This window comes from Candidatus Pantoea soli, from assembly GCF_007833795.1.
Taxonomy (GTDB): Bacteria; Pseudomonadota; Gammaproteobacteria; order Enterobacterales; family Enterobacteriaceae; genus Pantoea; species Pantoea soli.
Genome location: NZ_CP032703.1, coordinates 523,759 through 537,330 on the forward strand (window position 1 = coordinate 523,759; position 13,572 = coordinate 537,330).

General features: G+C 52.8%; 13 protein-coding genes. 5 read left to right on the forward strand and 8 right to left on the reverse strand.

Going from position 1 to position 13,572, the window contains the following annotated elements; all coding sequences use genetic code 11:
- Positions 1-41: 41 nt before the first annotated feature.
- The gene (locus D8B20_RS19875) at positions 42-284 is read right to left on the reverse strand and encodes a hypothetical protein (RefSeq protein ID WP_145891539.1); all 243 of its coding nucleotides are present in this window, start codon (positions 282-284) and stop codon (positions 42-44) included.
- A 451-nt stretch (positions 285-735) separates the two neighbouring features.
- Between D8B20_RS19875 and D8B20_RS19880 the strand changes: the two genes are divergently transcribed.
- Entirely contained in the window at positions 736-1,092 is a 357-nt protein-coding gene (locus D8B20_RS19880; RefSeq protein WP_145891541.1) for a nuclear transport factor 2 family protein, read from the forward strand.
- 594 nt (positions 1,093-1,686) lie between these two features.
- Here the strand turns inward: D8B20_RS19880 and D8B20_RS19885 are convergent.
- Positions 1,687-1,890, reverse strand: coding sequence for a hypothetical protein (locus D8B20_RS19885; RefSeq protein ID WP_145891543.1), 204 nt, complete (start codon positions 1,888-1,890; stop codon positions 1,687-1,689).
- 343 nt (positions 1,891-2,233) lie between these two features.
- On the opposite strand from D8B20_RS19885, the gene D8B20_RS19890 reads away from it, so the two are divergent.
- A complete protein-coding gene (locus D8B20_RS19890; protein WP_145891545.1) occupies positions 2,234-2,458 on the forward strand; it encodes a hypothetical protein in 225 nt (74 codons plus the stop codon).
- 210 nt (positions 2,459-2,668) lie between these two features.
- On the opposite strand, the gene D8B20_RS19895 is transcribed toward D8B20_RS19890, so the two are convergent.
- The 4 genes from D8B20_RS19895 to D8B20_RS19910 form a co-directional block, all read right to left on the reverse strand.
- Positions 2,669-4,090: a hypothetical protein gene (locus D8B20_RS19895; protein WP_145891547.1), complete on the reverse strand. Its 1,422-nt coding sequence runs from the start codon at positions 4,088-4,090 to the stop codon at positions 2,669-2,671.
- 162 nt (positions 4,091-4,252) lie between these two features.
- Positions 4,253-5,023: an SDR family NAD(P)-dependent oxidoreductase gene (locus D8B20_RS19900; protein ID WP_145891549.1), complete on the reverse strand. Its 771-nt coding sequence runs from the start codon at positions 5,021-5,023 to the stop codon at positions 4,253-4,255.
- Between the two features lie 54 nt (positions 5,024-5,077).
- Positions 5,078-6,277 carry an arabinose transporter gene (locus D8B20_RS19905; RefSeq protein WP_145891550.1) on the reverse strand — a complete coding sequence of 400 codons (1,200 nt, stop codon included), beginning with the start codon at positions 6,275-6,277 and terminating at the stop codon, positions 5,078-5,080.
- 66 nt (positions 6,278-6,343) lie between these two features.
- Positions 6,344-7,666, reverse strand: coding sequence for an amidohydrolase family protein (locus tag D8B20_RS19910; protein ID WP_186454450.1), 1,323 nt, complete (start codon positions 7,664-7,666; stop codon positions 6,344-6,346).
- Positions 7,667-7,834: 168 nt separating this feature from the next.
- On the opposite strand from D8B20_RS19910, the gene D8B20_RS19915 reads away from it, so the two are divergent.
- Entirely contained in the window at positions 7,835-8,749 is a 915-nt protein-coding gene (locus tag D8B20_RS19915; RefSeq protein WP_145891554.1) for a LysR family transcriptional regulator, read from the forward strand.
- 83 nt (positions 8,750-8,832) lie between these two features.
- Positions 8,833-9,324, forward strand: coding sequence for a glutathione peroxidase (locus D8B20_RS19920; protein ID WP_145891557.1), 492 nt, complete (start codon positions 8,833-8,835; stop codon positions 9,322-9,324).
- Between the two features lie 506 nt (positions 9,325-9,830).
- Here D8B20_RS19920 and D8B20_RS19925 read toward each other — a convergent pair.
- Positions 9,831-11,117, reverse strand: coding sequence for an amino acid permease (locus D8B20_RS19925; protein ID WP_145891559.1), 1,287 nt, complete (start codon positions 11,115-11,117; stop codon positions 9,831-9,833).
- A 44-nt stretch (positions 11,118-11,161) separates the two neighbouring features.
- Positions 11,162-12,292 carry a trans-sulfuration enzyme family protein gene (locus D8B20_RS19930; RefSeq protein WP_186454451.1) on the reverse strand — a complete coding sequence of 377 codons (1,131 nt, stop codon included), beginning with the start codon at positions 12,290-12,292 and terminating at the stop codon, positions 11,162-11,164.
- 101 nt (positions 12,293-12,393) lie between these two features.
- Here D8B20_RS19930 and D8B20_RS19935 point away from each other — a divergent pair, with 101 nt between their 5' ends.
- A complete protein-coding gene (locus tag D8B20_RS19935; RefSeq protein WP_145891563.1) occupies positions 12,394-13,329 on the forward strand; it encodes a LysR substrate-binding domain-containing protein in 936 nt (311 codons plus the stop codon).
- Positions 13,330-13,572: the final 243 nt, after the last annotated feature.

The following is a 13,572-nucleotide window of genomic DNA, read 5'->3' on the forward strand; positions in this document are numbered from 1 at the left end:
GACAGATGCTCAGGGTGGCAGATAAAACGTCCAACCGTCCGTTATTTCAGAATGGCCGTAAGAAGGCTACTGAATGCAGACCCCGTTACGAAAGCACACTCCGTTGTCATTTCCTCTTTGCGAATGTCAGACAGTCTGGCGAGTGCACTTTCAGCATCAGCAGCGCGCACCTCTTCAAACAGCTTTTCCCAGCCGTCACGGGTCAGGAGAGCGGATGTTTCCGCGTCCGATCTTTCCAGAGCAACGATGTGCTGCCCCTTTTTAAAAAAGCAGAACGCCGGCATGGTGTACTCCAGTAATGAGGTGACAGATAAAATAATCTATCTGAACTATTCTGATGACGTAAAGCAGAGCTTTATATAAAGGTACTGGCTCTGGTTATTAAGTTAAGACCAGATACAAAGCCGTGACGGGATATGTGCAGTATAGGCGTCCTGAAGCGGCTGCAGCGCGCTACCGGCACCGTTCAACTGCAGGAGTAGACAGGCACATGCATGCCGCTGCGTGACACCAAGAAGATCGACGGTGCATTGCCCCGCAGCCTGGAATGCCCGGGAAATGATGTTATTTTCTGCTTTGGGCCAGAAGCGGAACTGACGTAAGCAAGCTAACTTAAGAAACATATGTAAGCGGGACTGAGATTTAATTTACAGGCTGATCAGGTTTCAGATAGCAGAGCACTATGCTCAATCTGCAGGATCATCCTAAACCAGGACATCGCCTACCGGAGGCTTTATGCAAAAGGCACTTATGCTAGAGAACAGACTCTTTGCCGCGATGCTTCATTCTGATACAAAGGCGCTTGATACCCTTATCGCTGACTCACTGATATTCATTAATCACGCCGGACAAAATGTTACCAAAGCTCAGGATTTGGAGATGCATTCTTCAGGGCTGATTCGCATTCAGGATATTACACGGGAACGTTTTAATGCCTGCGAATATTCTGGCTGCCTTATCGTAGATACCTGCGTATCGGTTACGGGAACATACGATGGTCAGAATGCAAATGGCAGGTTCCATCATTTACGCACCTGGGCTGTGATTGATGGACAATGGCAGGTTGTCGGTCTGAAGAGCTCGATGGGTTAATATTGCAAGGCATGAAAAACGTATCACCCCGCTTCAGCCTGCCCAGAAGAATAGTAAAGTGGAAATACCTTCAATTTTCAGACTGGCTTATATATCTCTTTTCCGCTTATAGCAACCATGGGCATCTCATGCTAACCGCTTTATGGCAGCGCGAACTCTCTGACAGTGCTGATATGCCCCTTACCAGACAAAGCTGCGACTTATAAATGCACCGCGCGACCCGCGCCGTTCGGCTTCACGAAGATATAAAGTACCGGCTGGTATCTTCATATTGTTGACTGGCAGACAAAGGAACGACGGCGTACGGTCCGCCAGCCTTAATGCCAGGCAAGTCTGCCTGGTGTGCAGGTTGCTTAATCTGCTAAGACGGACGGCAAATGACGCTTTCCAAAAGGCACAGGGATGCGGATGCTAAATCTCTTTCGCACCCGGACACCTGCACCGCGAAAGAGATGCCGCCCGGGAAGGTAGCGTCAGCGTATGCAGGACCCGTTATCCGCCCCCTGCACTGGCCGGGAGACTGCTGAAATGCGCCGGGAAGCGCCTTCATGAAGTTCAATCCGCCTGTCACGTTCAGGCACAAATCGCTGCGGGTCAGTGCCGCGTATTTTCTCCGGACACCATTTTGATAGCATCGCGTATTGCTGTTTCGCGCCACCTGTCTCCCGCATCAACCAGAAAATCCTGCAGTTTCTGAAGCAGCGCTGCGTCTGTGAGGGTCGCCTTCTCACCAAGCAACTCCAGAACGGCTTCACCGAGTACGATATCGCACTGGTTTTCTCTTTCTTTCCTGTTCATGTTGATACCCGTCTGCTGTGTGCATCTGCTTTTGCGGCAGAGCAAAACACGTATCTTAAGCCAGAACAGCACGTCAAGCCTGGCGGGAACTTTAAAATTTACAAAATCTCTGATTTATAAAGAGATGTTCCGCTTTAATGAATCGCCACACCCCGTGGCGTTTTTTTTGCCTGAAAAACAGCAGACGCTTTTACCGCGGCTGGCGAAGCATGGAACTGTCTGATTCGAAACGGCGCATAAAAAAGTGCGGCTATGCTTAAAGGGTCCACGCCCGCTTATAACGGGCACTCGTGTTCAGCCAGCTCGATATACGCTGAAATAGTCGGGACACTAAGGAGGCAAAATGGATACAGGATCTTCACAGTCAATGGATGAAATCAGTCTGGTGATAGGCCGTGCAATATCCAGTTTGATATCTTCAGGAAAACGCGTGGAAAAAGACAGCTTACTGGAACAGCTGAAACTGTCTGAGACGCGTGCCGTTGATGGTATGAAAACAGTCTATGCCACAGCCATCACGCTGATAGCGGAAAGCGATGAGTTTCGTCTCGGCGCGCCGCGCACGTAGCAGAGTGTCCCGCCCGCGAACGCGCGGGTGGAGGATCATCCGGTGCGCATGCTGTCGCCTGCAGCACCTGTGCGGCTGATGCTGCGGGCCCGGCAAAAGCGGACCAGACACGCCGCGCTCATCAGGGCGGCCGGCAAAGCGCCAACCTGCTGTTGCCTCAACTGACCTCACACTCTCGGCGACAGCCGCGCGTGAGGTCAGCCAGTCTCTTTAATTAACGTCTTTGAGATACCCGGCAGGTGCATAGCGTCGCGAACCGGTATGGCTTTCGCTGTGTGGCGTATCCATACTGTCGATAAGTTTGGCCAGCTGATAGGTTTTCACAGATTCATGTTGTTTCAGCTGCTGTGAAAACTGCGCCGACAGATTCCCTTTATCGTCCTGCGTGACCGTTGTCGAGGTGCGCTCCTCATCATGTATCTGATGATACTGATAATTCTGCGATGACTTCTGTTCCGTCAGCGCCAGCGGCTGTCCGGGGCTCAGCGCCGTGTGGAAGCTGGCATTGAAGGTAAACACGCCGTCCTGGGTCAGGGTCTGTTGGTCACCGTTCTGCTGCTGACTGCTTTGCTGTGCCAGCGTCAGCCCAAACGTATCCTCTTCTTCGGGTTTCATCGGATTGCTGGCACGCGCCGTCTGCTGGTAAATGGCAGAGAAATCGGCCAGGCCGCTGATCGCGCCCGCTTTAGCGGCATTCGCGCCCACGGTGATCGCCTGCGGCGCTTCTGGCTTCTGACCGGTAGCGGCACGGGTACTGTTCAGCTGCGTGAATCCCGCTTTAAACAGGCCCAGCGCAGCGCGATCGTCCTGCCCGCGCTGCGCCGCTTTATCAAACTTATCGCTCCACTGCGCCAGCGCACTTTGCTGCTGCGCTGCGCTGCCGGTCTGGCTCAGATGACGCATATCCGTGGTGAGCCTGAAGCTGGCATCGGCGTTGTGAAACGCCAGCCAGCGTGACTGATCGTCGGCATGCAGATTCAGCGACTGCAGCACCGTATCGCCGCTGCGCAGATCGGTTTTCAAATCGATGCTTTTCAGTTGCTGTGTGTTGAAGGCCAGCAGATCGCCAATGTCTACATGGCCATTTCCGTCATCCAGCCCATCCAGCGTTTTCTGTAATGCGCCAGACAACTGGCTGATGGCCTGTGCCTCATCATCACTCAGCTTACCCTGCGCGGTTTTCAGTTCGATCTCCACGCCCTTGCTCTGCCGCGTCATCTGCAGGCTCACGCTCACCCCGCTTTGCGTGGTGATATCCAGCGCAATCGCGCTGCGCGTGTCGCTGCTCCCCGCGTCGCTGGCAGGGATTGAGATAACGCTGTCAGCACGCTGGCTGGCCAGCGTACTCAGCAGCGCGCTGCCTATGCCGTTCATGCCCACGCCTTTGGCATGCAGTGCGTCCAGCGCCTGTGACTGCAGCGCAGCGTTGACCTGGCTGCCGGCGGCGTGACGCACTGGCGTAATGTTGTAGATGGCAGCAATGGCCTCGGTTGATTCACTGAACGTTACCTTGCTGGAGGCTTCGGCGGTCAGATTATTTTGCGCTGCGCGATTTATTGCCGGACTGTTGACCACGCGCCCGCTGGCGCTGAGGTTCAGCTCCCTGTTTTGTAACCCAATACCCTTTATCATCCTGACTATCTCCACCTGGATTATCACCCGTGTTATCGGTCTTCTTAACGAAACCTTTACACTCCCGGAAGCGAGCTGCGCCCATAATGAGACGCAGCTTCGCTTCAGAGGTCATTAACGCGTTACCTGTCGCTGAGGCCCGCGCCCTGGGCGTCTCTGCTGTTACGCCGGTAGCGCAATTCCGGAAAGCTCAGCGCAGATATGCAGCAGGCGATCCTGCAGGGCAACATCATGGGCCTGTGGATTCGCGGTCATGCGCTTCAGGTGGTAGAAATATTTCCCTGTCACCCTGGCCTGCGGATCATCACTGGCGGCCAGCCAGGCCTGGGTCAGATGCGCCTGGTCCATATCGTCGGGCGCACCCGGACCGCCCATGTTGGTGGGCACCCAGCCGGGCTCCAGGGCGTTGACATGCACGTCCCGCCAGCGACGCGCCACGGCAAAAGCCAGCATTGCGTCGTGCAGTTTGCTTTCAGCGTAGGCATCAGCGCCGTTCCAGCGCCGCTTGCGCCAGAGAATATCGTCCAGACTGGCCCCGACATGATGATGCATACCGGAACTCAGATAGACGAGGCGCTGCGGACGCGCGATCAATGCGGTGAGCAGATAAGCCGAGAGCGTGTTGATTGCGAATACATGCGGCAGCCCGTCGCGGGTCACACGGCTGGCTTCACGATAGCCCACGGCAGCGTTATGGATCACGGCATCGAAGTGCCCCAGATCGTTAACGCGTGATGCGGTTTCCTTCGCCCCCGCAATCGTTTCGAGGTCGCCGACGACGACCGCTTCGGCCTGGGGCAAAGCGCGCCGGGCATCCTCCGCACGGCTGCGATTACGCGCGTGCAGCACAACGTCATGCCCCTGCTGAACCAGCAGTTCGGCAGCCATCAGGCCGAGGCCGGTGGACGAGCCGGAAATAAAAATACGCGACATAGCACTTCTCCAGAGTTGTGCGCCGCCAGACACGGCTGACGGCATGTGTGATAGTCAGGATTGGGCGCGGCGGGAGACGCTCGCGAGCAGCGCCCCCAGCAGTGCACAGACCGCGCCAGAAAGATACACCGCGGCATAACTGTAATGGCCGGCGATAAACCCCGCTGCCGGGCCAGCAAGGCCATAGGCGATATCGAGAAAAGCCACGAAAGCCCCCATTGCACTGCCGCGATTGGCCGGCGGCACCCGCCGCAGTGCTTCAACACCCAGCGCCGGGAACACCAGCGCACAGCCCAGGCCGGTCACCAGCGCGCCGGCAAGCGCCGTCCATTCATTTGTGCCCAGCCACAACATTGCCTGGCCCAGGGCTTCCACCGTCAGCGACCAGATTGCCACGCGGTAGCCGCCCATCCGATCGGGTAGATGGCCGAAGAGAAGGCGAACGACAATAAAACCGAGTCCAAAGGCTGTCATGACCAGGCCGGCGTTCTGCCAGTGATGTGCCGCAAAATAGAGTGAGGCGAAGGCGGTGAGGCCGGATAAGCCGACACCCTGCAGCATCAGCCCCAGCCCTTCGCGCCAGATGCGCCCGACCACCCGATAAAAGGGCAGCCGCACGCCGCCCGGCGACACATAAGCAGTCGCGCCCAGCGCGATCAGCGCAGCCAGAACCGGTGCAGCGATACAGGCCATCATGGCCACCGCAAGGCTGTAATGCTGATATAGCGCCATGCCAACCGGTGCGCCAATTGACAGCGCGGCGAACATGGCAATGCCGGTCCATGACATCGACATGCCGGCCCGCTGCGCGCCAACCGAAGCAATCGACCAGGACACGCAGCCTGTGACAAACTGGCTTTCGCCAAAGCCCGCCATCAGACGACCGGCAATCACGATGCCGAGACTGACGCCGGGCGACAGATCTGACGCCGAAGCGGCCAGATACAACCCACCCGCCAGCGCCGACAGCACGGCACCCTGCAGGGCAGAACGTTTGCCGCCCTGCTGGTCAGTTACCCGTCCGGCATAGCCACGGGTGAGTACGGTGGCCAGAAACTGAATGCCGATCACCAGGCCCACCACGAAGTTACTGAAGCCGAGGTGACCATGGATGAATAACGGAATCACCGGCAAGGGCAGGCCAACGGCCAGATAGCCAAAGAACAGTGCGGCGATAACGCCCGATGCCGGGCGCGGAAGCAGCGCGGGCGGGGTGTTTTCCTGCGCGATCCGCTTTATAGCGAGGGCTGGCATGGAAATCTCCTGTGCGAGAAAGGCGTAAAAGAGTGATACGGCCCGCTGCGACGGGCCGTGCTGTCATCAGGCTGCGGTGAAGCGATCAGCGTGCCAGCCACTGGCTTTGATCAGGTAATCACGGGACGCGGTGATATCCGCATTCAGTGCGGTGAGATCCACACCTATCAGCTGGCCCGCGCGCTTACGCAACTGGCCCGCCACCATCACCGTGTCTACGTCGGCGCGTTCAATCGCCTGCACCACCGTTCCGGTTACGTTCGTGACCGGGAAGACGGCGACGCTGCTGGTGCGTACCATAATGATGTCAGCCTGCTTGCCTGGCGTAAGGGTGCCAATCTGCTCCTCCAGTCCGGCGGCACGTGCGCCATTGACGGTTGCCGCTTTCAGCACCGCCGCGACCGTTACAGGTGCTGGCGCATGCACTTCGCCCCGGAAGCGCCGGTAGCGCATTGCTGAGCGCTGCTGGCCAAACAGCGCGTGCATTTCGCCGAACATATCGCTGCCAAACGCGGTATCCAGATCAATGCCCAGCGCCGGCGTCAGGCCATGATCAACGGCCTGCTGATAAGCGAAGCTCTCGTCGTCGAAGCCAAACAACGCATCTGAACGCGGATTAACGGTGACGTTAACGCCGGCTTCCGCCAGCAGCTGCCATGTCTCCTGCGGCACCCGGGAACAGTGGTTAAAGATGTTGTGCGTGCCCAGCACGCCTGGTTTGGCAAATTCCGGGCCGAGTTTTGCCAGATCGCCGATGAATTCCGTCAGAATCCGCATATCGAGATCGCGCGCCACCTGCCACCAGTCCAGATTCAGCTGACCAAACAGCCCTACGCGCACCAGGCTTTCCGCCGTATTCCAGCGTTGCGCCAGCCGTGGCAGATCGCCCGGCAGATGCGCGACTGACGCTTGCTTGTCCATCGCCGCCCCCACCATGTGTAATGCGCGAATGCCGCTCTCCTGCAGGGCATCCAGCGCGGCATCGGTGTGTGCCGGGCTGCGCGCGTTGTGGCAGGCATCAATAACGGTAGTAATGCCCGCATCCAGCGAGGCGGCCGCGGTCAGTCTGGTGCTCAGATACATGTCCAGCGGCCGGTAGTGGGCACCCAGTTTTTCGGCGACAACATCAATGTAAGCAAACAGGTCGTCCACATCAGGCATCATGCGACGCATCACACCCAGCCACATGTGGTGATGAGCATCAATCAGGCCAGGCATCACAATATGGCCTGAAGCGTCGATCACCTCAGCGTCATCCGCCTGCAGAGCCGGGCCCACCGCCGCGATCCGATCGTCCTCGACCAGCACATCGCCGACGTCAAGGTTGGGAACATTGGCATCCAGCGTCAGGATGATGCCGCCTTTGAAAAGAGTGCGCTTCGTTGTCATGTCGTATTCCTCTGAATAAAGGGATGATGTTCGTTGCGGCGTTAACCGACCCGTGACCGGAAAAACGGCGGGTCGCAACGACATGGCCGACACAATAGGTTGCGCACCATCTTTGATAAAGGTAGTTTCATTCAAATTATATTTGCTAAAAATCAAAGATGGGTACCTATGAGTTTTGACGGAAGACTTCTCTCCGGGTTAAGCGTGCTGGCCGCTGTTGTCGAGGCTGGCAGTTTCAGCCGCGCGGGCGAAGTGCTGGGACTTTCTGCCTCCGGCGTCAGCCGATCAATTGATCGGCTGGAAGAGCGGCTCGGTGTACGGCTGCTGAACCGCACCACGCGCACCCTGAACCTGACCAGCGAAGGCAGGGCTTTATATGAGCGCGCCGCACCGCATCTGGAAGGCATTGAGGTGGCAGCAAGCTATGTTTCGGGTGCGGCCGTGGCGGTGCGGGGTACCTTGCGCGTTAGCGTCAATCCCATCTTTGCTCGCTATGTCCTGGCACCAAACCTGCCGCTGTTACGCCAGCGTCATCCGGAACTGACGCTAACGGTGGTGCAGCAACCGGACGTCGGCGATCTGGTCACAGAGGGGATTGATGTTGCGGTGCGCTTCGGACCACAACCGCCCTCCACCATCACATCCAGGCTGCTGCTGAATACGCGCGTGCTGACAGTGGCCGCGCCAGCGTATCTGGCACAGCACGGAAGGCCGCAGCATCCTGAAGACCTGACCGGACATGAATGTATTCAGTACATTGATCCACGCAGCGGTAAACCGTTCAGCTGGGAGTTCCGGCGCGATCGGGAATGGCTGACAGTGGAGACCCAGGGACATCTGATCACAACCGATGTCGACCTTATGGTGCAGGCATGTGTGAGCGGCGCCGGGATTGCGCAGGTGTTGTCGCTGAACGTCGCGCAACTGATCGCGGACGGACAGCTGACCGAACTGTTTCCGCAATGGCCGGGTGAAACCTATCCGCTTTACATTACCCGCCCGTCACGCCGTCTGGCCCCCGCCGCCGTGGAGGCTTTTCTGGCGTTTTGCACAGAAATTTGTGCCGGTCTGGAAGCAACCTGATTCTGCAGCCAGACTGAAGGCAGACACACCGCCCCGGTTGCAGTTAGCAAGCCGGCGCTATGCTCAGTGATAAGGACACCGGTATGACCCCTTTTTATCAACTCTCTGCCACCCGCTTACGTGGTCAGCCCGGCTCTATGGCCGATTACGCGGGCAAGGTGGTGCTGGTGGTTAACACCGCCAGCCACTGCGGCTTTACCCCGCAGTATGCCGGCCTGGAAAAGCTGTATAAGAAGTATGCGGATCAGGGCCTGGTGGTGCTGGGTTTTCCCTGTAATCAGTTTGGTAAACAGGAGCCCGGCGACGCCGACGCTATCGCGCAGACCTGCTATATCAACTATGGCGTCAGTTTTCCGATGTTTGAAAAAGTGGCGGTCAACGGGCCTGCCACGCATCCGCTGTTTCGTTATCTGAAAACAGCCCTGCCTGGCCTGCCGGGCGGCTGGATTAAGTGGAACTTCACCAAGTTCCTGATCGGCCGGGACGGCACTCCCCTGCGGCGATTTGCCCCGATTACCACACCAGAAAAGATGGAGGCAGCCATTCGCACAGCGCTGGAAAGCAAAACGGTTTAGCGGTTGGATTAGGGGCGCTGAGCAGATTCAACAGCCAGCGTGTTGACAGAGAGAGGCGGCGCGCTAGTTACCCGCAGAACCTGAGAAAGCGTTTCAGTGGCTCAAGAACAATAGATAACCTGCATATTTCGTATCGCCGCCTCTTTTATAGCGCCATGGATAATATGCCATTGTAAAAAAGTGGTTTTGAGATGAGTGGGAGACAGAGCATCATCTCCCGCTTTAACCGGAGAAATTACCTGAGGAGTGATCCATAAATGGATCACTCTCTGACATAAATGCGATTGGCTTTTGAGCCGCTTCACCTGCAGGAATAAAATGTCTTTCATTTAGCTGTATGCATTCACATTTGCTACGTGCCAGAAGCAGAATAAAAGGTGAGAGAACCTCCTGCTCTGCTATCCGCTGCAGAGCAGGCTCCGGTCATGGTATCTTAATGTTTTGCTTCGCTGGGAACTATTACACAGGCGCAGAACGAAAGTCATGAATCGTTCGCTGTGAATTATTTATATAACATGCCTGATAATATTTATTATACCCGCAAACAGTGCACATACTCCGGTAAGGATAACAAACCCATTGATAAACCCACCGCGAAGATGACGTAGCCTCGCAACCCGGTAAAAGGCATACTGAGGCAGAAAGAAAACAATGAACACGCTGACTGGCACCATAAAATATTTAATAATATTAATTACATCCATGTTGGCAATTGTAGGTATTATTGTAATGATAAAAACTATCGCGACAGAGACCAGTCGCATCCCTATTCCGTTCGAAAACAGTTCGTTGCACCTGAAGTTGTTGATAGCCATTCCGATCAGGCTTTCGCGTGTCGCAATAAAAGTGCCCAGAAAAGCTTTCATAGCCGCAAAAAATATGATGATTTGAGAACTGATAGCAAGCCAGGGAGCATCAAATTTCCTTGCCAGAATTGACAGAGATGTCAGGTTCTCAACTCGCGCCTCTTTAATTTCAGCCGGCGTCAAAGAAAAGATACACCCAAGTGAAAAGAATACCACTGTTGCAATAATGACGATTAACGAAATTATAAGGATCTGATCTATCTTTTTAAAAGCCTGTTCGCCATGCGACTGTTTATAATGCGCCACAAGGCTGGAAACGATAGGGGTAAAACTGAACGCAAAAATCAATACCGGCAAATTATTGAATGTCGATTTTGCAATAGCTAAAACATTCGTTGTGTTCTCCTCCGCGGTAAGAAAAGAGGTATTCCAGTGCGGTATTGACATAAACCCAAAAAAAAGCAGAGACAGGATAAAAGGAAAAACGATCACGCCAACTATTTTTAATATACTCTCTGTTTTTCCCAGAGAGATAGCTGACATAAACGTTATTATTCCAAAGACGGTAACCCCCCTGTTTAATGGAGGGAACCCCATCTGGGTTTTGAAAAAGTCCAGGAATGTATTGCTCATTGTTATGGCATACACCGCCAGCGAAGGAATCATAATGAGAAAATAGGCTACTGTCAGATATTTTACCGCTCTTTTTCCCAGTAGTTCGTGGGTTGTATCGATGAGATTGCTCTTTGATGTTCTCGTTACCGTGCCTGCAGCTATATAAAGTGAAAGCACCCGATAAGTAAAATAGGTGACCGGGAAAGCAAGTACGATAAGTATAATCATTGACCATAAGCCAGCGCTGCCCAGGCTTATAGGCCAGAAAAGAGAACCGCTTCCGACTGCGCAGCCATAAATGGCCAGAATCCATAATATATCGGCTTTTATACTGTTCCCTATCATGTTTGGCGCAAGAGTACTTGAAGACATATTAATCTCCGTTACAAAGGGGGATGTTGTGTTTGTTCGCTTTTTTAAATAATTTTATTTAGTGCGTAAGCAAGATCGTCAATAAGTAACTGACTCTCTTCTAGCCCTATCGATAATCTGATAAGGGAGCATGTTCCTTCGTGATAAATTCGTGAACTCAGGCTTTCAGGTGAATAATAAGCAATCAGGCTTTTGGTCCCGCCATAACTGGCACCTATCCGGAACCGGGTCAATGAATCAAAAAACTCGCCGAGTCGCTTTTCATCTTTAAGCGTGAAAGAAAAGACACTTCCGAATCCCTTAAAATACTTCTTATACAGTCTGTAATCTTCGGAAGATTCGAGGCCGGGATGATAAACACTGGCGATAGCAGGATGTTTCTCAAGCCAGCGGGAGATGACTTCAGACGATCTGGACTGTTTTTCCTGCCGTAATGAATAGGTCTCCAGCCCTCTTATTGCCAGGAAACAGTCATCAGGGCTGACATACATTCCCATGATATCCTGCAAGCTTCTGAGCTTTGCATGGTGTCCGTCATCAGCGCTGCTAATACTGCCCAGTAGTACATCAGAATGGCCATTCATCATTTTAGACACGGCCTCAACAACATAATCGACGCCAAACCTGAATGGCCTGGAGAGTAGTGGGCCGCCCCAGGAATTATCAATGGCAGTGAGCAGATTATGTCGACGCGCTATCTCTGCCACTTTTTCAATATCCTGTACCTCCATTGTCAGTGAACATGGAGATTCCATAAGTATCAGGCGCGTGTTTTCCCTGATACTCTGCTCTATAAATGTAGTATTTCGTGGTGGACAAAATGTTATATCAATGCTTAATTTCTCCAAATGTTGAGTAAGGAATTCCCGCAGCGGACCGTAGCACGAATCGGGAACAATAACATGATCACCGCCTTTTAATGTTGACATCAATACCAACACCAGCGCGGCCTGCCCTGAAGGGAGGACAACCGTATTTTGGCTACCTTCCAGATCGGAAATTAAATTCTCCAGCTGACGGTGTGTAGGCGAACCGGTGATGCCGTAGCTGAATCCATCCGGTTGTCTTTTTTTCCTTTCTTCAAAACTGTCAAAATCATCAAAGACAATTGTTGATCCTCGGTAAACCGGCGTTGCCAGTGATTTGAATAAATCGGCGCCATTATTTTTTTGCACTGTTATCACCTTCTGGTTGAATGACAGGCTTTACTATTGCGCTTAAAAAACAGTAATTCTATACTGAAATCTAATGACTTCATAAGCTGAGGTAATATCTTGTGTATAAGGAAATTGAAACCTTCAGAGCGGTTATGCTTACCGGAAGTGCAACAAAAGCGGCTGAAATGCTTGGTGTTTCACAATCCGCCGTAAGCCAGAAGTTAAAGATCTTTGAAAGCGATTGTGGCCTTGAGTTATTCAGGCGAGAGCGAGGAAGGCTGGAAGCGACTGAGAATGCGCACATATTGATGCTGGAAGTAGAAAAACATTTCAGAGGGATGGAACTTATTGAACATAAAGTTAAATCTCTTAAAAACCGTATTGATACAACCATCCATCTTGCTGCGCATCCTGTGTTCGGCCAACAGGTCATTCCTAAAGTCATCGCTGGTTTTGTCCAAAGCTCTGTGACGAAAGTCAAATTTTCAATCAACGGTTCACGTGATATATATGAATCTGTGGATTCAGGAGAGTTTGATTTTGGTCTGGTAGCCAATGAGATATACGGGAATAGCTGTGTTTTTTATAGCTTTTGTACCGTTCGTGGTGTACTAATCACGCCAAAAAATATGCTCAACATAGCAAAAAAATCAAAAAGCCTTTCTGACATGGCAGGCCATAACTTTGTTGCTCTTAACTCGGAAGATACAACAAGAATAGCACTGGAAAAGGAGTGCAGGTTAAAAAAAATAAACCTGAACATGGTTGTTGAAACGCCTTATTGTCATACTGTTTTAGAATTGGTGAAGTCTGGTGCAGGCATGGGTATTGTTCACCCTTTAACCCTTGCTGGGATCGGTTCTGATGTGATAGATGCCTTTGATATTCGTGAAAACATCTACTTCGGAAGCAATTTAATATTCAGGAAAGATAAAACATTAAAAGAAAGCGCAAAAGAACTCATTAAAAACCTTAGAATACAGACCGCGAGAGAGCTCAAGGACGTAGCACGGGAGCATGGCATTGATATTAAAGCAAAGCAATTTGATATTTAAGAAATTACAACTTAACTCATTTTTCGCCAGTCTGGCTGACAGGCCGCTAATGATATGACTGGAGTGAAGAAAAAGGAGCTTAAGCAGCGTCTGTTTTAATTTAACATCAGGAAATTATCTTTCCGTTGCGGATTTATACTTTAAAATCCCCTTTAATTACTCAGTTACGCTTGTTGCATCTGAAATATTCGCATTGAAGCACATTATGGCTGAGGTCAAAGCATACGGCATTTACAGTGCGCC

Excerpts from the sequence above, each read along its gene's own strand:
- D8B20_RS19875 (WP_145891539.1), bottom strand. The coding sequence starts at position 284 with ATGCCGGCGTTCTGCTTTTTTAAAAAGGGGCAGCACATCGTTGCTCTG.
- D8B20_RS19880 (WP_145891541.1), top strand. The coding sequence starts at position 736 with ATGCAAAAGGCACTTATGCTAGAGAACAGACTCTTTGCCGCGATGCTT.
- D8B20_RS19885 (WP_145891543.1), bottom strand. The coding sequence starts at position 1,890 with ATGAACAGGAAAGAAAGAGAAAACCAGTGCGATATCGTACTCGGTGAA.
- D8B20_RS19890 (WP_145891545.1), top strand. The coding sequence starts at position 2,234 with ATGGATACAGGATCTTCACAGTCAATGGATGAAATCAGTCTGGTGATA.
- D8B20_RS19895 (WP_145891547.1), bottom strand. The coding sequence starts at position 4,090 with ATGATAAAGGGTATTGGGTTACAAAACAGGGAGCTGAACCTCAGCGCC.
- D8B20_RS19900 (WP_145891549.1), bottom strand. The coding sequence starts at position 5,023 with ATGTCGCGTATTTTTATTTCCGGCTCGTCCACCGGCCTCGGCCTGATG.
- D8B20_RS19905 (WP_145891550.1), bottom strand. The coding sequence starts at position 6,277 with ATGCCAGCCCTCGCTATAAAGCGGATCGCGCAGGAAAACACCCCGCCC.
- D8B20_RS19910 (WP_186454450.1), bottom strand. The coding sequence starts at position 7,666 with ATGACAACGAAGCGCACTCTTTTCAAAGGCGGCATCATCCTGACGCTG.
- D8B20_RS19915 (WP_145891554.1), top strand. The coding sequence starts at position 7,835 with ATGAGTTTTGACGGAAGACTTCTCTCCGGGTTAAGCGTGCTGGCCGCT.
- D8B20_RS19920 (WP_145891557.1), top strand. The coding sequence starts at position 8,833 with ATGACCCCTTTTTATCAACTCTCTGCCACCCGCTTACGTGGTCAGCCC.
- D8B20_RS19925 (WP_145891559.1), bottom strand. The coding sequence starts at position 11,117 with ATGTCTTCAAGTACTCTTGCGCCAAACATGATAGGGAACAGTATAAAA.